14 protein-coding genes are annotated in these 21,723 nt (G+C 70.4%); 7 read left to right on the forward strand and 7 right to left on the reverse strand.

The features are described 5' to 3' along the window. The first annotated feature begins 169 nt into the window (after nt 1-169). The gene (locus ACVTJA_RS39800; RefSeq protein WP_465828263.1) at nt 170-1,084 is read left to right on the forward strand and encodes an alpha/beta fold hydrolase; all 915 of its coding nucleotides are present in this window, start codon (nt 170-172) and stop codon (nt 1,082-1,084) included. Here ACVTJA_RS39800 and ACVTJA_RS39805 read toward each other — a convergent pair. The 5 genes from ACVTJA_RS39805 to ACVTJA_RS39825 all read right to left on the reverse strand — a co-directional run bounded on the left by ACVTJA_RS39805 (nt 1,081) and on the right by ACVTJA_RS39825 (nt 8,787). After that, nucleotides 1,081-3,144: a LamG domain-containing protein gene (locus ACVTJA_RS39805; RefSeq protein WP_465828264.1), complete on the reverse strand. Its 2,064-nt coding sequence runs from the start codon at nt 3,142-3,144 to the stop codon at nt 1,081-1,083. The genes ACVTJA_RS39800 and ACVTJA_RS39805 overlap by 4 nt on opposite strands. Nucleotides 3,145-3,449: 305 nt before the next feature. Beyond that, the gene (locus tag ACVTJA_RS39810; protein ID WP_465828266.1) at nt 3,450-4,553 is read right to left on the reverse strand and encodes an ankyrin repeat domain-containing protein; all 1,104 of its coding nucleotides are present in this window, start codon (nt 4,551-4,553) and stop codon (nt 3,450-3,452) included. 28 nt (nt 4,554-4,581) lie between these two features. Then, entirely contained in the window at nt 4,582-4,692 is a 111-nt protein-coding gene (locus ACVTJA_RS39815) for a DUF5953 family protein (RefSeq protein WP_465828268.1), read from the reverse strand. Continuing rightward, complete coding sequence (locus ACVTJA_RS39820) at nt 4,689-7,856, reverse strand: DUF6310 domain-containing protein (RefSeq protein ID WP_465828270.1); 3,168 nt, start codon at nt 7,854-7,856, stop codon at nt 4,689-4,691. The genes ACVTJA_RS39815 and ACVTJA_RS39820 overlap by 4 nt, the downstream gene beginning before the upstream one ends. Nucleotides 7,857-8,049: 193 nt before the next feature. Then, nucleotides 8,050-8,787 carry an SDR family oxidoreductase gene (locus tag ACVTJA_RS39825; protein WP_465828272.1) on the reverse strand — a complete coding sequence of 246 codons (738 nt, stop codon included), beginning with the start codon at nt 8,785-8,787 and terminating at the stop codon, nt 8,050-8,052. Between the two features lie 184 nt (nt 8,788-8,971). On the opposite strand from ACVTJA_RS39825, the gene ACVTJA_RS39830 reads away from it, so the two are divergent. Next, nucleotides 8,972-9,898, forward strand: coding sequence for an AraC family transcriptional regulator (locus ACVTJA_RS39830; RefSeq protein WP_465828275.1), 927 nt, complete (start codon nt 8,972-8,974; stop codon nt 9,896-9,898). Nucleotides 9,899-9,921: 23 nt separating this feature from the next. Here ACVTJA_RS39830 and ACVTJA_RS39835 read toward each other — a convergent pair whose 3' ends face one another. After that, nucleotides 9,922-10,122: a hypothetical protein gene (locus ACVTJA_RS39835; RefSeq protein ID WP_465828277.1), complete on the reverse strand. Its 201-nt coding sequence runs from the start codon at nt 10,120-10,122 to the stop codon at nt 9,922-9,924. Between the two features lie 116 nt (nt 10,123-10,238). Between ACVTJA_RS39835 and ACVTJA_RS39840 the strand changes: the two genes are divergently transcribed. Continuing rightward, the gene (locus ACVTJA_RS39840; protein ID WP_465828281.1) at nt 10,239-11,210 is read left to right on the forward strand and encodes a LysR substrate-binding domain-containing protein; all 972 of its coding nucleotides are present in this window, start codon (nt 10,239-10,241) and stop codon (nt 11,208-11,210) included. Between the two features lie 125 nt (nt 11,211-11,335). Continuing rightward, nucleotides 11,336-14,722, forward strand: coding sequence for a peptidoglycan-binding protein (locus tag ACVTJA_RS39845; RefSeq protein ID WP_465828282.1), 3,387 nt, complete (start codon nt 11,336-11,338; stop codon nt 14,720-14,722). Nucleotides 14,723-14,772: 50 nt separating this feature from the next. Here ACVTJA_RS39845 and ACVTJA_RS39850 read toward each other — a convergent pair whose 3' ends face one another. Beyond that, a complete protein-coding gene (locus ACVTJA_RS39850; RefSeq protein WP_465828284.1) occupies nt 14,773-16,305 on the reverse strand; it encodes a ricin-type beta-trefoil lectin domain protein in 1,533 nt (510 codons plus the stop codon). A 329-nt stretch (nt 16,306-16,634) separates the two neighbouring features. Here ACVTJA_RS39850 and ACVTJA_RS39855 point away from each other — a divergent pair, with 329 nt between their 5' ends. The 3 genes from ACVTJA_RS39855 (at nt 16,635) to ACVTJA_RS39865 (ending at nt 21,722) form a co-directional block, all read left to right on the forward strand. Next, nucleotides 16,635-17,867 (forward strand): hypothetical protein, encoded by a 1,233-nt coding sequence (locus tag ACVTJA_RS39855; RefSeq protein WP_465828286.1) that lies wholly within the window; start codon nt 16,635-16,637, stop codon nt 17,865-17,867. Between the two features lie 133 nt (nt 17,868-18,000). Next, a complete protein-coding gene (locus ACVTJA_RS39860) occupies nt 18,001-18,861 on the forward strand; it encodes a hypothetical protein (protein ID WP_465828288.1) in 861 nt (286 codons plus the stop codon). Beyond that, a complete protein-coding gene (locus ACVTJA_RS39865; RefSeq protein WP_465828290.1) occupies nt 18,858-21,722 on the forward strand; it encodes a protein kinase domain-containing protein in 2,865 nt (954 codons plus the stop codon). Before ACVTJA_RS39860 ends, ACVTJA_RS39865 begins: the two co-directional genes overlap by 4 nt. Nucleotide 21,723 lies beyond the last annotated feature (1 nt).

Consider the following 21,723-nt stretch of genomic DNA (forward strand, 5'->3'; position numbering starts at 1 on the left):
TTACCGGGTATCGGGCTCAACACCGCAGAAGCCCGGGCATTCCAGTAAGTTGGGTGCCCGTCCGCCCCTCCTGGAGCGCCCCTTCCATGTCCCATTCTGCCCCGTCCCAGTCCCGGACGTTCCACTCCTGGTGGAAGCCGGCCCGCCCCGTCCGTCCAGGGGGCCGGCCATGAAGGCCCCGGCGAAGGCTCCGGCGGTGGGGGGCGTGGAGGCGGGGCTGTTGGGGCAACTGGCCCCGGCGGTGACGGCGACGGTGCGCTGGCTGCCGGGCGGCGGGGCCCTTCGAGTCCTGGAGGGGGGTCAGGGGCCCACGGTGGTGCTGCTGCATGGCCGGGGCGGCGCGGCGTCCACGTGGTTCGCCTACCTGACGGCGCTGGCCCGGGGGCACCGGGTGCTGGCGGTGGACCTGCCCGGCTTCGGGATGTCGTCCGCGCCGGAAGCCGCGACGGCCTCGGCGGAGGACGGGGTGCGCTTCTTCACCGAGCCGGTGGAGGAATTGCTGCTCCAACTGGAGGCCGGGCCGGTGGCGGTGGTGGGCCACTCGCTGGGCGGGCTGGTGGGTTTGGAGTTGGCGCTGCGCGGCCGGGTGCCGGTGGAGCGGCTGGCGCTGGTGGATGCGATGGGGCTGGGGCCGGAGATGGAGCGCAAGTCGCGCCTGTTCTTCCGCGCCGGGCCGGAGCGGCTGGCGCGCTCGCTGGGGCCGTGGGCGTGGTCTCGGCTGATGCCGCCGCCTCCCACGCCGCTGGGCGAGCGGCTGGGAGCGCTGGGGTACGAATTGCTCGCGGTGCCGGAGGGGCGGGACGCGGGAGCGCGGGCCTTCAACACGCTGGTGCCGGTGGTGGGGCCCGTGTTCCACCGCCGCGAGCGGCTGGGCGAGGTGCAGGTGCCCGTGCTGCTCGTCTGGGGCGAGCGGGAGGACGTGCTGCCCATGTCGCTCGCGGAGGAGGCGGCGCGGCGGTTTCCCCACGCGCGGCTGCTGCGCGTGGACGCCGGGCACAGCCCCCACCAGGACCACCCCGAGCGCGTGCTGCCGGAGCTGAAGTCGTTCCTGGATGGGGAACGTGCGTCAGGGCCTGTCCGCTAGCAGCAGTTGTCCGGCTTCTGCAGGAGGACCGCAATCAGGACGGCCAGATTGAGGGCGAGCTGCACCAGCACGATGGCCAGATAGGCGCCACCGGTGACGAAGAGGCCGACGACATTGGCAATCAATACGCCGGCGTTGAGGGCGATGGTCCACCAGTGGCCCGTCAGGATGGAGCCGGCCACCTTGCCGAGCGTGCCTCCCGTGTAGAGGACCTTGACCACCGTGATGACCATCGTGGCGTCCTGCGCGCCTTCGGCCAGTGCGACCTTGAGCGTATTGAGCAGCGTGGTGCTCGCCCGGATGCTGGTGCTCAGCGCGTTCACGGTCGCCGCGGCCGAGAAGCCGAGCCCGAACGCGGACAGCAGGAGACAGAGCGAGGTCGCGGCGACCGATATCACCCAGCCCACGCACTCGGCGTCGACGGAGAGCTCCATCCGGCCACACTCCACGGGGCCCTTCTCCGTGTAGTGGTAGAAGACGTAGGCGCCGTCGACCACCTTGCCGGCGATGGCGCCGACAGGCATCCCGCCGGGCCCGGACGTCCGCGACAGCCCCAGGTAGACGTTGTTGCGATAGAGCGAGCGCAGCCGGCCCCGCATCTCCTCCGGCACGTCCTTCAGGTATGGCTCGTAGGCGGCAATCATCGCCTCGACCTGCTCGCGCGAAATCGGGCTCTGCTCCGGGTACGCCACCTCCTCGGAGGACCACCGGGCGGCGGGCTGGATTCGCCAGGCCGCCGACATGTTGCTCTTCGCTTCGGCGGCCGGCACGGGCGGCGGCGTCGAATCCGAGGGCGGAGTGATGACCATGTCGGGCACCACCGTGTTCATCATCGTCGGCGGGTTTCCCGTCACCTGGTTGGCGAGGATGATGCCGTTCCAGGCATAGAACGCGGCGCAGCCCTCGACCTGGGTGGGGTCGGTCGTCATGTAGGTCTGCACCTCGGTGTCCGAGAGCGCGCGGGACCAGAGGCCCACCGCCTGGAGGTGACCCTGGAAATCGAAGGCGCCCCCACTGGCGACACCCGGCTCGTAGCTGGTGCCGAACAACCAGATGGGGTTCGACATCGACCAGGTGCCGATGTTGGCAATCGAGTTGGCGTACACGCCGTCCAGGTAGAACCGGAGGGTCGCACCGTCATAGGTGACCGCGAGGTGATGCCAACTCCCAGCGGGAATGGGGAGGTTGTTGTTCTCCATGCTGTATCCGTTCGACCCGACGGTCGCCTTGCCCTGGATGTCGAACGTCTGGCCGTTCCAGCGCAACCCACACGAGAAGGCGTTGGAGCTGTCGCGGTCCCTGCACGAGAACAACGTCTTGTCGCGGGACTGGAACTCGGACGGCGCATTCGCGTTGAACCAGGCCTGGAAGCTGAACGGCGCCCCGTCCGCGACCACCCGGAGGCCATCCAGCGCCGAGGGGGCAACAGCCGCATTCGTGAGTCGCAGCGACGGCGCCACCATGACCACCCGCGCCCCGCCCAGGAAGTTGGCGGCGCCCCGGTCGTGCCCGGAGACATCGGTGCTGGAGCCATCGGCGAAGCTGTAGCAGGCGGCGAGGGTGCTGCTCGGCGCGGGCACGTCCCACACCGGCTGCCGCGACTCGGACGGCAGCGCCTCGGAGTAGAACGCGACGTTGCAGAACTGCGCGTCGGTGGTGGTGCCGAGCGTGAAGAGCCCGTTGGTGGCGAGCACCCGCGAGATGGAGCCCTCGAGGAGCAGCGTCCCATCGACGGAGAGCGAGTAGCTCCCCTGGGTGGTGCCGGTCGACTGGAAGACGAGCAGCACGTACTGCCACCGGTCTTTCAGCAGCTCGATGCTCGAGGTCCGCGGCGTGTTCATGCCGGGGATGCACAGCGTGAGCGCCATGCCGTGCAGGCCGATGTAATAGGACGCGCCGGAGGAGAGCAGCATGCCGTCGTACGAGGGGGCACGCGGGCGCAGCCAGAAGCCGATGGAATAGGACGAGCTACCGCTCAGGTCGATGGGGCTCGAGGTGCCAAGCTGGATGCGCTGGCCATAGCCGACGTCGGCTGCGCCGTACTGGTACATGGGTCTCATGTGAGGGTCTCCGGAGCGTGCTGAAGCGGTGGCGGCCGGCACGGGGGCTGAGCGCGGCCGGGCCGGAGCATGAGCAAGCGACGGGCCACCAGGCCTGACCGTGCGCCGTCAACCCGTTGGCTCGGAGTTGGAAGGAACGGCGGTCCTCAGCGAGCCGGAGCTGCGTCCGCCGCCGACGCGGGAAAGTCCCGGCGGGACGCAATCGTGTTGCACATGAGTACATCGAGACACCACGCCGTGCAGCGAGCGGAACCCATCGACTTCCCGCCGCGTTATTCGGGCCGGCATGGCTCGAGCCTTCGTTGCTACTTGTCGATGCGCTCCTTCACCTCGAAGCGGCCCGCCTTCACCTGGTGCTTCTCCACCTTCAGGGTGTCGGCCTTCAGCACGCCACGCACCTCCAGGGCGTAGTCGTTGTAGTAGGCGTCGACGACACGGGCGCGCAGGTCACCTCCGATGACCACGGGCCCTTCCGTGTAGAGGGTGTCGCACTCGAAATCGCCCCCGACGAACAACTGGCGTCCCTGCGGGTTCGACGCCTTCCCCTTCACTGTCAGGTTCCCCGTCACCATCAGCGAGCGCACGCCCTGGTCTCCGTCGACGACCAGGTCGCCGTGATGCGCGTGGACCGCCTTGGAGACCTTCTTCAGCGTCTTGCTCGCGGGCGCCTTCGTGGAGACCTGCCGGATGAGGTCGATGCAGGCGAAGACCAGGTGAGGCCGCATGGCGCCCTGCTCCTGGATGTCCTCGTAGAGCCGGTCGATGGTGACCGAGTACTCCTCGACGAAGACACTGTCCATGAAGGCCTTGAGCGACTCCCAATCACGGGCCTCGACGTTGGCAGGCACGGGGCCTGCCAGGTAGCGCAGGATGTTCTCCTCGGAGAGCTCCTTCAGCTTCTTCGGCGGCGGGGGCCGCTGCGACTTCGTCGGCTTCAACAGCTCGACCAGCAGAGGGACGACATTCTTGCTGTGCCTCGAGCTTCGCGCGGCGGACAGGACTGTCCTTCCACCCGGAGTCTTGCTGCGTGGGTCCAGCCCCTTCTCGATGAGGAACCGCACCACCCGGTCCGCTCCGAACTCCGCCGCGCGATGCAGCGGCGTGTCGTAGTCGCTCGTCTCGCGGATGTCCGCGCCATGGTCCATCAGGAGCTGGACCACCTCGACGTTGTTGTGCGTCACCGCGACGGCCAGGGGCGTGTGGTTGTTGATGGTCTTGAAGTCGAGGCTCACGCCCTCATCGAGAATCCGGCGGATGTCGGCGATGAGCTCGGCGTTCTTCTCCTGGGCCTTGCGCAGCACCTGGAGGTACGCGGCCTCCTCCATCTCCACCCGGTTGTAGGTCTCGATGTAGTGCAGGTCGTTGATCTTCTGGATGAGGTTGATGAGCTCGTGCTGGCGTTCCGTCATGGCCGGGCAGGCTAGCGGCGGTTTCGGGTCACACGCGAGCGCCAACTCCGTCGAAGCGCTCATAGGCCCGCACCAGCGCCCCGACATGCTCGGGGCGCTCCACGTCCAGCGGCGCGTCGGGGAGCTTCACCTTCGTCACGGCTTGATGGGCTGCAGGCAGATGTCGGGCCGCACCGCCAGGATGTCATAGCCGGTGGGGCTGATCATCGCGGCGAAGGTGGGGTCGCCCGCGCCGAAGGCCATCAGGTAGCCGCAGCTGTTGGCCAGCTCCTTGTCCGTCTGGAGCTGTGCATTCGTCTGGGCGACCAGGCGGGGCATGAGCACCGTCAGACAGTAGGGGTTGGTGCAGTTGGCGAAGTTGTACGTCTTGACCTCCCACAGCACTCCGTTGTCCGTCACCGCATCGAAGTTGCGCCCGCCGACGTTGGCGTCCATGCCCGGGTGGTCGTTGGGGCCAATCAGGTCCGCGCACAGGTTGTGCACCGGGTTTCCGCCCAGGTGGGGCACGGGCTTCACGGTGCAGCACGGGGTGCGCTGCGCCGCGTAGGCATTGCCGGCGAAGAGCAGCGCGCCCGCGGCGACAGCCCGCAGTGCGGCGAGAGCCTGCGGCAGGAGCGTGCCCCCCGACTGGACGATGACGTAGATGGCGGCCGCCAGGACGGCGAGGATCAGCAGCGACAGGAACAGGTCCGCCAGCCACGTGGGCACTCGCACCGGCTCCGGCTCCTCCTGACAGTTGCCCTGCTTCCCGCCGTTGAGCCCGCCTTCGATGAGGTACGCGGCGGCGCCCGTGCGCGGGTCCTGGATGATGTAGCCGGTGACACCGCGCGGCTCCCGCTGCGGAATGGTGATGACCTTGCCCGCGGCCACCCCGTTGACGATGTCCTGACGGACGTCGTCGGAGATGCTCAACAGCGGCAGCACGGTGCCCACGTTGCCGGCGTCGATGCGGTAGATGGGAATCTCTTCCGCCGCGGCGTCCACCAACACCTGCGCCGTCGACTGGCCCGTCCCCTCGAAGCGGCGGAAGAGCTGCTCGAACACCGAGCCCTCCAGGTACGAGCCCTGGAGCCCGGCCTGGGACATGAAGTCCAGTTGCTGCTTCGCGGAGTCCGCGGTGACGGCAACCGTCACCCGCTGCACGTCCATGACGTACGACGCGAAGGTGCCGCTGCGCGGCAGCCCGAACCAGTAGCGGACGTCCATGGGCGTGGCGAACAGGCCGGCCGACGGCAGCCGCTGCGTGTGCACCCGGTGCGTCGCGGCGGCGATTCCGTCGAACAGGTCATGCTGGTACCAGTACGTGAGGGCCACCTCGTGCAGGTTCTCCGCCACGGAGTCGGATGGATGGGACGCGAAGCGGTCCTCCAGCACCTTCCGGGTGACGCCGTTGCCATTGACGCCGAACACCACCTCGCTGCCGGCGACGACCTCGTACGCGTCGGGCGGTGCGGCCCGGCCCGGCTCCTGGAGCGACAGCTCCCAGATCTGCTGCTGGCCCATCGTCACCGGACTGCCCTGCGCCACCACCACTCCGTCCACCTGCACCTCGGGGACGACGCGGATGAGGTACACGGGCAGCGAGGAGGCCCCCTGGTCGACGTAGCTCCGGATGAGCTGGGCATCTCCAGGCGTGGCGGGCCGGTAGTGGACACCGAGCCGCTGGCTGTTCAGCACCGGCAGGCTGACGGTGTACGTCAGCTCCGGCGACTCATACGCGCGGTCGAGCTGCGACGCGTAGAGCGTGAGGCTGACGGAGTGCCGTAGGCCGGGCGGCAGTGCGCTCGGCGAGGCACCGCGCGCGACGACCTGGTACGGCAGGGTGCCGGCGAGGAGCATCGAATCATCCGCCACGACCTTCGCGGAACCGAGCACGTCCTCGGGAGTGAGCGTCTGCATCCGGTCCCCGAGCTTCTCCACCGTCTTCGCCAGCGCGTCCTCCAGTTCCTTGCGCAGGTAGCCCGGGTACAGCCCCGTGACACCACCCTCCGGCGACGTCTCGGCGACCTGCGCCATGCCGCGCGCCACCGCGCCGTAGTCGATGGACGTCTCAGCCGCCAGGTCCATGGGAGCGGTGAACGTGTGCTGCTTGAACGACGCATCCAAAGGCACCCACGTGTCGCCCTGCTTGTGGATGGCGCCGCGCGAGGGCGTGAAGTCCACCCACGCCTCCACCCAGACGTGCTCCACCTGGAGGTGGCTGATGCGATTGCCCTGGATGATGGCGACATTGGGGATTCCGCCCTGCCCCATGAGGTCCTGCGCGGCCTGCGGCGAGGACACGCCACCCACCCAGTTCATCGCCTGCGCCGCCGGCACCCGCACGGTGCCGTACACGTAGCGCGCGGGGATGTTGGACGCGCGCAGGAGCGCGATGAGCAGGCTCGCCGTGTCGAACGCGTTGCCCTGCCGCGACGCCAGCGTCATCGCGGAGCCCTGCACCGAGCCGTACGTCGGCAGGAAGCGGATGTTGTTGCGGACCCAGTTGTAGATACGGACCGGATGGTGGTCCAGCGAGTCCGCCAGGTCCCGGATGGCCTGCGTGAGCTGCACGTCGTCCGTGCCGGACAGGTCCGCGGACGTGGGCGCGGCCAGGCCCTCCGCCGCGGCACCGGCCTCACCGGCGGAGCGCAGGGACGCATCAGGTGCCGTCTTCGCGAACAGTCGGGCCCGGAGGTCCTTCGGGGAGGACAGGGGCTCCCGCGTCTTTCCCTCGGGGGCGTGGAACGGCAGGCGGCGCGGGTCCAGCGGAAGGTTCCCGGGCCGCTCCTTCGTCTTCGCGAGCAGCTTCCGCGCCTCGTCGCGCGCGAGCCCGCGCTTCGACTCGTCCCCGCCACGCGCCACGACGTCGAGCTTGGACTGGAGGTCCGCCATGCGCGCGCGGTACTGCGCCACGGTGCCCTGGTGCCGCTTGAGGAACTCGGGGCCCAGCCCCAGCGCCTTCACGCTCTGCTCGGCGCGGGCGAAGTCGGCCATCGCCTCGCGGTCCAGCGTCACCAGCTTCTCGCGCAGGGTCGCCAGCTCCGTCCCGTCCGCCCTCGCCTTCGCGGGTGCATGGGCCAGCGTGGCGTCGAGCGCCGCCAGCGTCAGCGCCAGCGTCTCCTCGCTGTGCAGCGGCTTCGGCGGCGCCGGGCGGCTGACCGGCATGCGCAACGGCTGCTGTGTCTGGGCCGCCGCCGCGAGGGGCCTCAGCGACATGCAGAGCATGGCTCCCGTGAGCAGCACCGAGAGGACCTGCATCGAACGCCCGGTCAGGCGGATGGGCCCCTCGAATACTTCGTGTCTCCACTCACGCGTGAACATGTCCAGTCCCCCTCATCTGGTGTCCAGAATGCGACAGGGGCGCATAAGACAGGGGTTCATCGAGCGCCGTCAACCTCCGGCGGGCGCCGTCCTCTCTCTCGGAACGTGAGAGGAGCGTATCGGTGGTGCCGGCGCGCGGCGGGGCCATGCTCGCGGTGTCCGGGAGCTTCTGAGGCCCGCGCCGCGTCCCCGCTCAGTAGGGGCTGGCCGTCGGACGGACGATGATTTCGCTGACGTCCACGTCGTCGGGTTGCTCGACGGCGTAGGCGATGGCCCGGGCGATGGCGTCGGCGGGAATCGAAATCCGCCGGAACTCCTTCATCCCCTGCGCCGCGAGCGGGTCGGTGATGCTCTCCGCGAGCTCCGACTCGGTGACACCCGGCGAAATCACCGTCACCCGGATATCACCGCCCACCTCCTGGCGAAGCCCCTCGGAGATGGCCATGACGGCGAACTTGGTGGCGCAGTACACGGCCGCCGTCGGCGACACCGCGTGGCCGCCGATGGACGAGAGGTTGATGAACTGCCCGCTCCCCTGCTGCTTCATCACCGGCAGGCCCGCGGCGATGCCGTGCAGGACGCCTCGGATGTTCACGTCAATCATCCGGTTCCACTCGTCGACCTTGCGCGCCTCCAGCTTCGACAGCGGCATGACACCCGCGTTGTTGATGAGGACATCCACGCGGCCCAATTCCGCCCGCGTGTAGCCGATGAACGCCTCCATATCCTCCAGGCTCGTCACGTCGAGCTTCCGGAAGCGGGCCGAGCCGCCTTCCGCGTTGATGGCCCGCGCGAGCGTCTCCATCCGGTCCGTGCGCCTCGCGCCCAGCACCACGCGCGCCCCACGCCGGGCCAGCAGCCGAGCCGCTGCCTCCCCGATTCCGCTGCTCGCCCCGGTGATGGCGATGACCTTTCCTTCGATGCCAGACATGTGTGCTCCCGTCTCGAGTGCATCGGGGCATGAGCGCCCCGTGACGGGTGCAGATGTAGAGATTGGGGTGCCTCCCCCGGTAGACCATTCCTGGAGAGCTCTAGCCTATTCCTGCAAGGACGCGCGGAACCCGGGCCGCGTCCAGGGAGAATGAGTAGTCTGATACTCCATGGGAACGAGCGTGATGGCAAAGCAGCCAATGGAAGTCCCCGAGCGGCTGGGCGAGCTGGCGTCGGCGATGACGCGGCTCACCCCGCGCGACGGCATCCATGAGACGGCGATTCCCCGCGTGGTGCTCATCCGGGCCTCGCGCCCTGGCGAGCCGCTGATTGCCCTGCACCAGCCCGCGCTGTGCGTCGTCGCGCAGGGGGCCAAGAAGGTGATTCTGGGCGACGAGGTCTACTCGTACGCGCCGCCGCAGCACCTCGTGGTGTCCGTGGACCTGCCCGTCACGGGACAGGTGACGCGCGCCACGCCCGCGGCGCCCTACCTCTGCTTCCGCCTGGACCTGGACCCCGGCGAAATCGCCGACCTGATGCTGCACGCGAAGCTGCCCGAGGAGCCCCGGCGCAACCCCTCCCGGGCCCTGTTCGTCGGGGACACGTCCACGTCGCTGCTGGACGCGGTGCTCCGCCTCGTGCACCTGCTGGACACACCCGAGGACGTCCCCGCGCTGGCCCCGCTGGCCACGCGCGAAATCGTCTATCGCCTGCTCAAGAGCGAGCACGGCTGGCGGCTGAAGCAGATTGCCTCGGCCAACAGCCAGTCGCAGCGCGTTGCCCGCGCCATCGGCTGGCTCAAGACCCACTTCGCGGAGCCCCTGCGAATCGAGGACGTCGCGCGCGAGGTGCACATGAGCACCTCCTCGCTGCACCACCACTTCAAGGCCGTCACCGCCATGAGCCCATTGCAGTACCAGAAGCGGCTGAGGCTCCAGGAGGCCCGCAGGTTGTTGCTCAGCGGGGACGTGGACGTGGCCACGGCGGGCTTCCGCGTGGGCTACGAGAGCCCGTCACAGTTCGGCCGGGAGTACAGCCGACTCTTCGGCGCGCCTCCCGGTAGGGACCTGCGGCGGCTGCGGGAGCTTGGCGAGTCCCTCGCCGCCACCTGACGGCACCCCGTTGAAACAACCTCTCAGCAGCCCCCCCCCGCCGCGCAGCCCGGCTCCTTGCTGACGGGCTCCGGCCCCGGCACGGCGCGCAGCGTCGCCACCCGCCTGTCCCCCACCGGGCGGGACTCCGCCGCCCCGGCGTCATGGCCGCACGATGTGTCCTCGACGCGCTCGACGTGAGTCAGGTATCCCTCCAACATCAACAGCCCCTTGTAGATGCTCATGTCGCGTCTCCCCGCCTGCCTTGTTGAACACGACTCAAGGTAGGGACATGCTCGCCGGGGAAAAAGCGATGATTTTGCAACCCTGCTTTGAATCCTCTTCAAGGGTGTGACTGAAGATGCCCCGCCCCTCCCTGTACGCCCTGCAGGGCTTCGTGACGGCCGCGCGCCACGGCAACCTGTCGCGCGCGGCAAAGGCACTGCACCTGACGGTCAGCGCGCTGAGCCACCAGATTCGCGGCCTGGAGGAACAGCTCGACCAGCGCCTCTTCGTGCGCAACGCGCGCGGCGTCGAGCTCACGGCCGACGGCCGGCGCCTCTTCGAGCGCGTCGCCGAGCACCTCGACGCCATCGAGCGGGCGATGCAGCCGTACTGCGCGCGGCGCGATGACGTGCTGACGCTCACGCTGCTGCCCTCGCTCGCGACGAGCTGGCTCGTGCCACGCCTGCCGCGCTTCGTTGCCCTCCAGCCACGGCTCGAAATCAACCTGCAATCGAGCGTGACGGTGGTGGACTTCGAGAAGGAGATGGACATCGACGCGGGGCTGCGCTTCGGCCAGGGGCCGTGGCCGGGACTGCGCTCCGTGCACCTGTTCGACGACTGGGTCACCCCGACGGCGAGCCCGGCGCTCATCGAGCGGTTGGGGCGGCCCACGCTGAAGACGCTGGAGCGCTTCCCACTGCTGGGCTCCTTCTCCTGGGGTGCCTGGTTCGAGCGCTACGGCGGCACCCCACCCCGGCGCTTCGTGGCCAACTTCGACGACACGGAGACGCTCCACCGCGCCGCGGTGGAGGGGCTCGGCATCGCCCTGGGACGGATGACGCTGATTCGCCCGCTGGTGCAGGCAGGCCTGCTGGTGCCGCTCTTCGACGAATGTCTCAAGACGGACCGCGCGCACTACCTCGTATATCCGCCGCGCTCGGATGACCACGCGGGGCTCGCCGCGTTCCGCGAGTGGCTGCTCGACGAGGCGCGCAGCTACACCGTCCAGGGCTTCAAGCCACCGCCCACGCAGGACGCGAAGACGCCCCAGCCCCTGGAGGCCCGTAAAAAGCGTCTCAAGAATCAGCGTCGCAATCGTCTCGTATGAGTTGCGTAGCCGCGAAGTCGTTTCCGGACTGATTTCACGGTGGGTGTGACGGGACAACTTCCCGTCATGACAGCGGATAATCCCGGCAGAAACATCTCGGATGTATCAGAGGGGGGCATCACGTCATGCGAGTCGACGGTCCGTCATATTCAACGCAGACCATTTCATCCGGAGACACGGGCAAGGCCGAAGCCCGCGAGGTCTCCGAGGCCAACATCGTCCGGGAAGAGGGGGCCCCCGGAGCGGAGGGCGGGGAGTCCACCTCCCGCTTCGAGGACGCGCCCGCGGCGCACCGGGAGCGCCTGCTGCCCCCACCGCCGCCTCCTCCTCCCGAGCCGCCGCCCGAGGAGCCCTGGCCCGTCCCCGAGAAGAACCTGAAGCGCGGTGACACCGGCGAGGACGTGAAGCAGCTCCAGGACTCGCTGGTGGAGCTGGGCTACCTGACGCCGGAGCAGGTCGCCACCGGGCCGGGCCTGTTCGGCCCGCAGACGGAGGCGGCGCTGCAGAAGTTCCAGAAGGACCGCGGCGTCACCGCCAACGGCCACTACGAGGCCGGCACCCGCGAGGCGCTTTCGAAGGCGCTCGCGCAGTCCGCGCGGCCGGGCGGGAAGACGCAAGGCCCGGCCATGTCCGCCGAGGCCGCGTTCATCACCCAGTTCACCACGAAGTACAACCCATACGGCCCGCGCGGCAGCACCAACTGCGGCCCGGCCAGCCTCGCCATGTCCCTGGCGTACACGGGCCACATGCCGCCGGGGCTCACGAAGGAGCAGCAGGTGGACCATGCGCGCGCGCTGATGAGCCCGCGCCGCGAGTCCGAGTTCACCTACGTGAAGGCGTCGGACGGCACGCGCGTGCCGCTGCTCGACCGCGACCACGACCTCACCGGCGGCACCATGGTGTCCGACGGCATCAAGAACGCGGGCCTCACCGCGCGCTACGGCCAGGGCTGGGAGGCGTTGGACCAGCAGCTCGCGGCGGGCAACCCCGTCATCGCCAACGGCGCCACCAACGCGGCTTGGCGCGCCCAGTTCCCCGAGCGCATGGGCAACGGGGACATCGGCCACCTCAACGCCATCCTCGGCAAGACGCAGGACGGGAAGTACCTCGTCGCCGACCCGCTGCACACCGGCGGCCCCGTGGCGATGACGCGCCAGCAGCTCAGCGTCTTCTTCTCTCCCACCGGTGGCACGCCGTCCTTCAACGCCCTGCAGGGGGCCTCGCGCGGCGCCGGTGCCGCGGCGGCGGCGGGCGCCAGCGCCGGTGCCAGCGCGAGCACGAACGTCTCCCGGCTGCTGGACCAGGCCGCCGCGAACCTGCCCCCGGTGCTGCCGGAGCCCTTCTCGCTCCCGACGGGCGTGGGCCTTGCCAGCGTCTCCACGGCGGGCGCGGCCGGCACGGACGTCAAGGCGCGCGCGCAGCAGGACGCGAAGGCCCTGGCGAGCACGCTCCAGAACAGCCTGGAGAAGGGAGCCCAGCAGTTCGAGCAGTTCATCGCCAGCAACCCGGACCCCGCCTACCAGGAGGCCTTCGTCCGCGCCGCCGAGCCCTCCCTCGCGAAGATGGGCCAGATGTTCGTCGGCGTGTCGCCAGAGGCGGAGCGCGTCCTCCACCCGGGCAAGGGGCAGCGCCCGCCCGACCTCGAGCACGACAAGCCCGTGCTCGAGAAGCTGGCGAAGGAGGAGAGCGCCCGCGAGCAGAAGACGTACCTCATCCTGGCGCGCGCCACCGAGCGGCTGGGGGAGCCGACCGCCGGCCTCGTGGGCAAGTTCTTCACGAAGGACGCACCGCCGGGCTTCGACAGCATCTCGCTGCGCAACGCCGTCCGGACCGCCGTCACCACCGGCATCGGCTCGCGGCTCGCGTTCGACATGGAGCGCTCGTTGACGAGGGACGAGGCCCAGCCTCCGGGCTATGTCGGCCCCTCCCACAGCCTCGATGCGAAGGCCATTCACGACACGCTGTGGAGCAGCATCGACGGGATTCGCAGTCAGTTCTCCGGGTACGCGGACAAGGCGGAGCGGCACCAGCGGCAGCTCACGGAGCTGCTCAGCGGCCCGGCGAAGGTCCTCACCCCGGAGCAGCGGCAGGCCTTCACCGCCACCTACCTCAACGACCCCGAGCGCAAGAAGGACCTCGCGGAGTTCGAGCGGCTCAGCAAGCTGCTCGCCAGCGCCGCTCCAGATGGTGCTCCCTCGGGTGAGCTCGGCGCGGAGGTCACCGCGCTGGCCCGCGAGCTGCCGCGGATGGCGGAGTCGCAGTCCGGCGCCGCGTACCTCGCGTCCCAGCTGGCCGCCCAGGGGACGAACCAGCCGACGTTCCTCGGCACCGTCGGCAAGCTGAAGGACCTCAAGGACTTCGACGAGAAGCTCGCCCTGGCGCTCGTGAAGAGCGCGGGCTCCGGCGCCATCATCGCCGCGGGCCTCAAGCACAAGGACACGGCCGAGGCCATCTTCAACGGGCTCGCGCAGAACGCCGAGCTGTTCGGAATGGTCCCGAAGGACATGAAGGAGTACGTCAAGCTCCTGCGCGGCATCGGGCCGAACACCTCGAAGGAGCAGGTCCAGGACATCACGAAGTCCCTCCGGGGCCTCCTGAAGGAACAGGAGACGGGCCTGCCGGGCGACCCGGAATCTCCCCGGAGCCAGGCGCTGCGCGGGCTGGGCCTCCTCGTCACCACGACGGCGGCCGTCGGGGACGCGGCGGGGTGGAGCCAGGCGGACTTCGCCGCGAAGCTCAAGATTGTCGGCGACGGGCTCAGCGTCGGCGGAGACGGGGCGACGTTCATCCTCGATGCGCTCAAGAAGGCGGCGCCCGTCCTCCGCGGCGCGCTCGGCAAGGCGTCCGCGGTGGGCGGCCTGCTGGGCGCGGTGGGTGACGGCATCCAGAGCTTCCAGGCGGTGCAGGAGGGCAAGTACTGGAAGGCAGCCGCGTCCGGGGCCCAGTCGCTGGGCGCCATCCTCATGGGCGCCGGCGCGCTGACGGAGTGGATTCCGGGGGCGCAGCTCGTCGGCGCGGCGCTGTTCCTGGGCGGGCTCACGGTGAAGTACCTGGACCCGGACAAGTACGCCACGCGTGGCGCGCAGGTGCGCCTGCTCACCGAGAGCGGCATGGATGGGAAGCTGGCGCAGGACCTCATCGACCTGGGGCCGGACCTCCTCGACAAGCGGCTGCGGCAGGAGGCGCGCATGTCGCCGGAGCAGGTGCAGCAGCTCGTCGCCGACCACCCGGAGCTCGCGCGCTCGCCCCTGCACTTCGACAGCCTGAGCCAGGGCGCCAACGCGATGGGCATGAAGGGCGCGGACTACCAGCAGTTCATCGAGCGGCTGGCGAAGGCCCACGGCGTGGACGTCGGCACGCTCGCGCAGGAGGTCCACACGCGCTTCTTCGGCCATCCTCCCTCGGGAGGCGTGAGCCAGGGGCAGCTGTCCCAGGCCGAGGAGTTCCGCCGCTGGGTGGAGGCGCGCACGCCAGATGTCGCGGCGTGGGCGAAGCAGCACCGGCAGCCCTGAGCCACGTCCCCGCTTCGAGGACGTGGCTCACGACGAGCGCTCGGCTCAGCTCAGCGGTAGTCCCACTTCTGGTTCGCGGTGCCGGCGCAGTCCCAGATATGCAGCCGCGCGCCGCTGGCCGAGTTCCAGTCCTTGATGTCCACGCACTTGTTGGCGAGCACGCTGACGAGGTCACCCGCGCCGCTCAGCACGAACTGCTGGGCGGCGTTGCCGTTGCAGTTGGCGAGCTGGATGGCCGCGCCATTCGCCGTCGAAGCCCAGGCCACGTCCATGCACTTGCCGCCCGCCTGGAGCGTGCCGTTGACCCACGTCCACTTCTGCGCGTTGGTGCCATTGCAGTCCCACATCTGGAGCTGCACACCGTCGGAGAAGTTGGAGTTGGGCACGTCGATGCACTTGCCATTCCAGCGCGAGACGAACGACGCGCCGCTGCTGCCGCCGCCCGTGGTGCGCAGCGTGAGGCCGTAGGTGCTGAGGATGGGGTTGATGGGCTGGAAGAAGGTCTGCGGAGGGTTGCCATTGGCGCACGTCCCCGCCACGCCGGACGTCACGCCCTGCGCCTGATTGCCGGAGATGAACGAGCCGCCCGAGTCACCGCCGTCCGCGCACGCGTTGCTGCGGCTCAGGCCGTACACGGGGCCGACGGAGTAGTTCACCGTGATGTTCTTCGCGTCGAGCGTGCCGCACCGCCAGCCAGTGGTGTAGCCGGAGCGGCAGATGGACGCACCCAGCGGGGCCTCCTGAGAGCCCGCCACAATCACGTTGCCGCCGTTGTAGTTGTAGACCCACGGCTGCGGCGTCCACGAGCCATTCGTCGCCACCCAGCCGAAGTCGTTGCCCGGGAAGACGGACGCCCGGATGGTGCCCAGCGCCACGCCGTTGTACCCGGTGGTGGCCGTACCCGCGCCGCCACAGTGGCCCGCGGTGACGAAGCCGCCGTTCACCGAGAAGCCAATCGAGCACCGGTAGTTGCTGAAGTAGTACGGGTCTCCACCGCGCACGTCATAGGCAAGCTGCGGCGCCTGGGTGGAGGACACCACGCGGATGGAGCCGTCCTTCGCGCCGCTGCTGCTGGCGATGAAGGTGTCCGCGCGGCGCAGCGACGGGGTGGCCGCGTCCGCGTACACGACGACGGTGTTGGTGGGCAGGTCGACGTACCAGGAGTGGATGGCCGGCGAGAGCGCCTTCACGTTGGCGTCCAGCTCCGCCTTCACGCGCTCCAGCTGCGCCTGGCTGCGGGCCACGCGCTGGGGCACCGCGCCGGCCAGACGCACCTTCGCGGCGCCGGCCTCGTCGGTGACGCCGACGATGAGCTGGCCACCATCCTTGTCGAGCCACGCGCCGCCGAACTTCGCGCCGAGTTGTTGGCGGATGCTCTTCTCGAGCTGGGGAGCTTTCGCCTCGAAGGCGAGACGGCGGTGAACCTGCGCTTCCGTGAGGCCCAAGTCGCGCTGCATCGCGGAGACGATTTCCGGCGACACGTCCTGCTGCGCGGCCTCGGCGGACGTCGGGATGCCAGCCACGGCGGCCAGTCCGGCGAACATCGCCGTGACGGAGGAGAGCCAATCGAACTTTCGGGTCATGAGTGTGGAGGGATGCGCCCAGGGCAGAGGCAGACGCCAGGGTGAGGGGGCCCCTGCTCGTGGGCATCGAGGGTGTGCCCTGGCGTTTCGCGAATTCCCTGAGCAGGGGACATGCCAGCCCTCGCGCGAGCCGCGCGGAGAGGCGCTCTCAGAGGAAAGCGGGGCTTGCGTCCCAGGGATTCACGCTGTCGCGGGTGGTAACTGGAGTGACCAGGTGGACACCCGAGTGACCACCCGACGTGGCCTCTGGAGTGACCACCCCACGAAAATTTCCGATGCGACGGATTCCACCCGGGTGTGTCCGTGAGCAACACCGGAGGAAATCCTTCATGAGGAAGCACATCGGCACGGCGTGTCTGGCGGCGGTTCTCTCATTCACGGCCACGCCCGCGAGCGCGGCGGGCATCGAGCAGGACCTGAACGCGCTGGAGCAGGACCTGGACGCGGGCCGGCTGACCACCTGGTCCAATCCCCACTTCATGCTGCGCGAGGCGCTCTTCGGCCCGGAGGCGCCGAAGGAAGGGGCGCCGGGGCTGAAGGAGGCCCGCGCGCGGCTGCTCGCCATCGAGAAGAAGCTGATGGAGCGGGCGGGCTCGCGCGCGAAGCAGGCCTTCGGGGATGGGACGCGCGTGACACAGGTGGACCGCGAGGCGCTGGAGCTGGTGGACGACGCGATCTCCTCGTGCCGGAACGCGGGCGGGCCCGGCGTGGCGCCGAAGGAGCTGGAGGCGGAGGTCCACCAGCAGCTCGACCGGGCGGCGCGCGTGGACGCGACGGTGCTGCGCTACTCGGGCCCGGTGGACATCGGCGTCCTGGACGTCCCCGTGTCCCTCGCGCTGTGCGAGCTGGCACTGGAGGAGCAGCGGCTCGCCGAGGAGGACACGTACCCGTACGCGAAGCTGGAGACGCAGCGCTTCTCCGGCTGCGGCTATGTGGACTACGGCTTCCACTCCATCGAGGAGCACCCGGGCACCGGCCGCTACGGGCCCTGGCAGTCCATCGGCACGCCGGTAGCGGCCCACCAGCTCGACTGCAAGAAGTTCCCCAAGCCGGGCGCCATCCCCGCGGACATCAAGAGCTCCTTCAAGCGCGAGTTCCCCGGGCTCAACCGCAAGGACGTGGTGGTGATGTCCGCGCCCGTGGGGCTGGAGACGCGCGGCCTCATCCGCGTGAAGACGGCCACGGTGCGCATCTACGCCCAGGACACGAGCCTCTCCACGACGCCGTGCGGCTCCACCGACAAGAAGCTGGTGTGCGAGGCCTCCGGCTCGCGCGCGGCCGCCCTGTACAACCAGCTCCAGCACTTCGTGCGGCGCGGCGAGGTGCACCGCGACGCGGGCCGCGTGGAGCGGTGCAAGGCAGTGAACCAGTACGCCGTGCAGCTCCATGAGGAGTTCGAGCGCGTCCACAAGGACGCCACCGCCAGCGGCGACTGGGAGCCGGGGCTGACGTACAAGACGCTGGACGGGACGATGGACGAGCAGAAGCTGCTCACCGGCCTGCGCGAGCGCGGCCGCCAGGCGGAGGAGCGCGCGTTCGGCAAGTGGTGCGCGAAGGGCTGAGCGCGACTCTCATGGACGGGCTCGGGGAAATGCCTCGAGCCCGAGCGCCCGGATGCCATTCACATGGCTGGTGGGGGTTCATCCCACCGCGAATCCCGGGCACAATGCGGGTCCTGTCTTCACGGGCCCGCAGATGTCATCCGACGCAGAGTCCGAGTTCCCCGACCCCGACGAAGTCTCCCCGGCGCCTGCGCAGGACTGGGAGGCGTGGCTTCGCGCGCAGCTCGAGGCCGCCGCCCCCGCGTGCGAGGCCTGGGGCGTCGAGCCCTCCCGGCTGAGCGAGGCCTTGCGGAAGAGCTTCCGCGACGGTGTTACATCTGCAACCGTGTATGTACGAGATAGGGTGCTGGCCATGGCGTGCGTGGCCGGCAACGCCCGCGCGCAGGAGGAGCTGGACCGCCGCGTGCGCGAGCGCGTGGCCCAGGCGGCGCGCCGCGTGGACGCGTCCGCCGCCTTCATCGAGGAGGTACGGCAGGACGTGCGCGAGAAGCTGCTCCTTGGTACCGGCGGAAGCGCGCCCCGCCTCCTGGAGTACTCCGGCCGGGGCCCGCTGGAGGCGTGGGTGGGCGTCGTCGCCACGCGCGTGGCGCTCAACCTGCGCCGGGGCGTGCAGCCGGTGAGCCTGGACGAGCGGCTCGTCACGGGGCTGTCCATGCCCTCGCCGGACCCGGAGCTGGCGCTCATCAAGGGCGAGTACCGCGAGGCCTTCCAGCAGGCCTTCCGCTCGGCGCTCGCGGACCTGGAGGACACCGAGGTCAACGTCCTGCGGCTGCACTTCGCCAAGGGGCTGAACATCGACGACCTCGGCCGCACGTACGGCGTGCACCGGGCCACGGCCGCGCGGTGGATTGCGCGGGCGCGCGAGCGGCTGCTCGCCGGCATCCGCGCGCGGCTCATGGAGGCGCTGCGCCTGGGGCCCGAGGACTTCGAGTCCCTCATGGCGCTGGTGCGCAGCCAGGTCCACCTGTCACTCTCGAAGGGCTTCGGGCCATGAGCCCGTCCGTGACGCCCTGCCCCGACGACGAGAAGCTCGTCGCCTTCGCGGACGGCTCGCTGCCCTCCGGCGAGCGCGAGGCGGTGGAGCACCACCTGCGCGACTGCGCGGAGTGCCTGGAGGCGGTGGCCCTGCTGGCGGACCAGGGAGGCGCCACGCGGACGGTGTCTCCCGCCGGGACGGAGCCTTCCCCGGCGGCGGACGCGCCGCTGCTGGCGCGAGGCACGGCGCTCGGGCGGTACGTGCTGCTGGAGCCGCTGGGCGCGGGCGGCATGGGCGTGGTGTACGCGGCCTATGACCCGGAGCTGCACCGGCGCGTGGCGCTCAAGCTGCTGCACCCGGCGCGGCGGGGCCCCTCCACAGAGGCGCGCGCGAGGCTGCTGCGCGAGGCCCAGGCGCTGGCGCGGCTGTCACATCCCAACGTCGTCCCCGTCTTCGACGTGGGCACCTGGAAGGAGCAGGTCTTCGTCGCCATGGAGTGGGTGGACGGCGGCACGCTGAGCGCATGGCTGGCGGAGCGGCCCCGCACGTGGCGCGAGGTGGTGCGCGTGGTGTCCGACGCGGGACACGGCCTGGCCGCCGCGCACGCGGCCGGGCTGGTCCACCGCGACGTGAAGCCGGACAACATCATGGTGGGCCGCGACGGGCGCGCCCGCATCACCGACTTCGGGCTGGCGCGCTTGCAGGAAGGCGAGGCTCCGGAGCGCCCTGGCGAGAGCGATGGGGCCGCGCCGCTGGACGTGTCCCTCACCCGCTCCGGCGCGCTGATGGGAACGCCGGTGTACATGGCGCCCGAGCAACTGGAGGGCCGCGGCACCCACGCGCGCAGCGACCAGTTCAGCCTGTGCGTGGCGGCGTACGAGGCGCTGTACGGAGAGCGCCCCTTCGCCGGTGCGGACGTGGTGCGGATACGCGAGGCCATGTGGGAAGGCCGGGTGCGGCCGCCACCTCCGGGAAGGACGGTGCCAGCGTCCGTGCGCCGCGCGCTGCTGCGCGGGCTGAGCCCCTCGCCGGACGAGCGCTTCCCCTCGGTGGAGGCGCTGGTGGCGGAGCTGGAGAGAGACCCGGCCCGCCAGCGGCGCCGCTGGCTCGCGGTGGGCGCGGCGCTGCTCGGCGTGGCGGCGGCACCGGTGGGCGCGCGGGCCCTGCTGCGGGCGCGGGCCGAGGCGTGCGTGGGCGTGGCGCGGCTGGACGGCGCGTGGGACGGCGCGCGGAGGGAGGCGGTGCGCGCCGCCTTCGCGCGCAGCGGCGTGCCCCAGGCGGACATCGTCTCGCGGGCCGTGACGGGCGCGCTGGACGCGTACGCGGCGCAGTGGACGGAGGCGCGGCGCGAGGCGTGCGTGGCCACGCACGTGGAGCGCTCGCAACCGGAGCGAATGCTCGCGCTGCGCCTGGCGTGCCTGGACCGGGCACGGGGAGACCTGCGCGCGCTGGCGGAGGTGCTCACCACGGTGGACGCGCAGGTGGTGCAGAAGGCGCCGCGGGCGAGCCGCTCGCTGCCGGACCTGACGGCGTGCTCGGACTGGAGCGCGCTGGCCTCGGGCGCTCCGCCGGTGCCGCCGGAGAAGCAGCCCGTGCAGGCGCAGCTCCAGGCACGGTTGTCCGAGGCGCGCGCGCTGATGGCCGCGGGCCGCTACGCCGCGGGGGTGGAGCGCGCGCGGGCGGTGGTGAAGGAGGCCCACGAGGCGGGCCTGCCGCAAGCCGAGGCGGAGGCGTGGCTCCAGCAGGGAACGCTGGAGGAGCGGCTGGGAGAGTTCCCGAAGGCGGAAGCCTCGCTGCACGAAGCATCGCTTGCGGCCGAGAGCGCGGGAGACCTTCAGACGCTGGCCCGCGCGCGCATCGGCCTGGTGGGCGTGGTGGGCAGCCGGCTGGACAGGTACGAGGACGGAGAACGGCTGGCGCGCTACGCGAAGGTGGCGGTGGAGCGCGCGGGCATCAGCCACGCGTTGAGGGGCCAGTACAACAACACCCTGGCGATGATGGAGTACCGGTCCGGCTTCTACCCCAAGGCGCGCGAGCACTTCGCCCGGGCGGCGGAGGCGCTCGAGGCGGAGGGCCCCTCGGCGGAGCAGGAGCTGGGGCTGGTGCTGAGCAACCTGGGCGCGGCGCAGTCGTACTCCGGGGACTACGCGGGGGCCATGGCCACGCTCCAGCGGGCGCTGGCCCTCCAGCAGCGCGCGGAGGTGCCGAACGACACGCTGGAGGCCTCCACGTGGACGAACCTCGCTGTCGTCTATGACCGGATGGGGCGTGAGGCGGACTCGTGCGCCGCCACGGAGCAGGCTTTCGTGCGGGTCCAGCGCGCGCTGCCGCCGGACCACCCCGAGGTCGCGAACGGGCTGCAGAACACGGCGGGCTGCTTCCTGTCCCGGGGCGACTGGGCGGAGGCCGAGTCGCGCTTCGCGCGGGCCATCGCCATCATCGAGCGCACGAAGGGGCCGGACAGTCAGGAGATAGGCATCTTCGAGCAGAGCTGGGGAGAGAGCCTGCTGGACGCGGAACGAGACGCGGAGGCCGTGCCGCACCTGCGCCGCGCGTATGGGGTGCTGCACAAGTCCGTGGGCGACACCCACCCCCTCACCGCGCTGGTGCTCATCGACCTGGGACGCCTGGCCCTGCGGCGCGGCGAGTACTCGGAGGCGGCGCGCTCCCTGGAGACGGCCGTGCGAGGGCTGGAGGACGCCGAGCCCCAGGACGCGGGCCACGCGCGCTTCTTCCTGGCCCAGGCGATGTGGGGGCTGGGGCAGCACACCAACGCGCAGCGTCTCGCCCTGGAAGCACGCAGCCTCTTCGAGAAGGCCGGCAACTCGGAGGAGGTCGCGAAGGTCGACGCGTGGACGGCGAAGCCGTCCGTGCGCTGAG

Source organism: Pyxidicoccus sp. M6 (assembly GCF_055568925.1).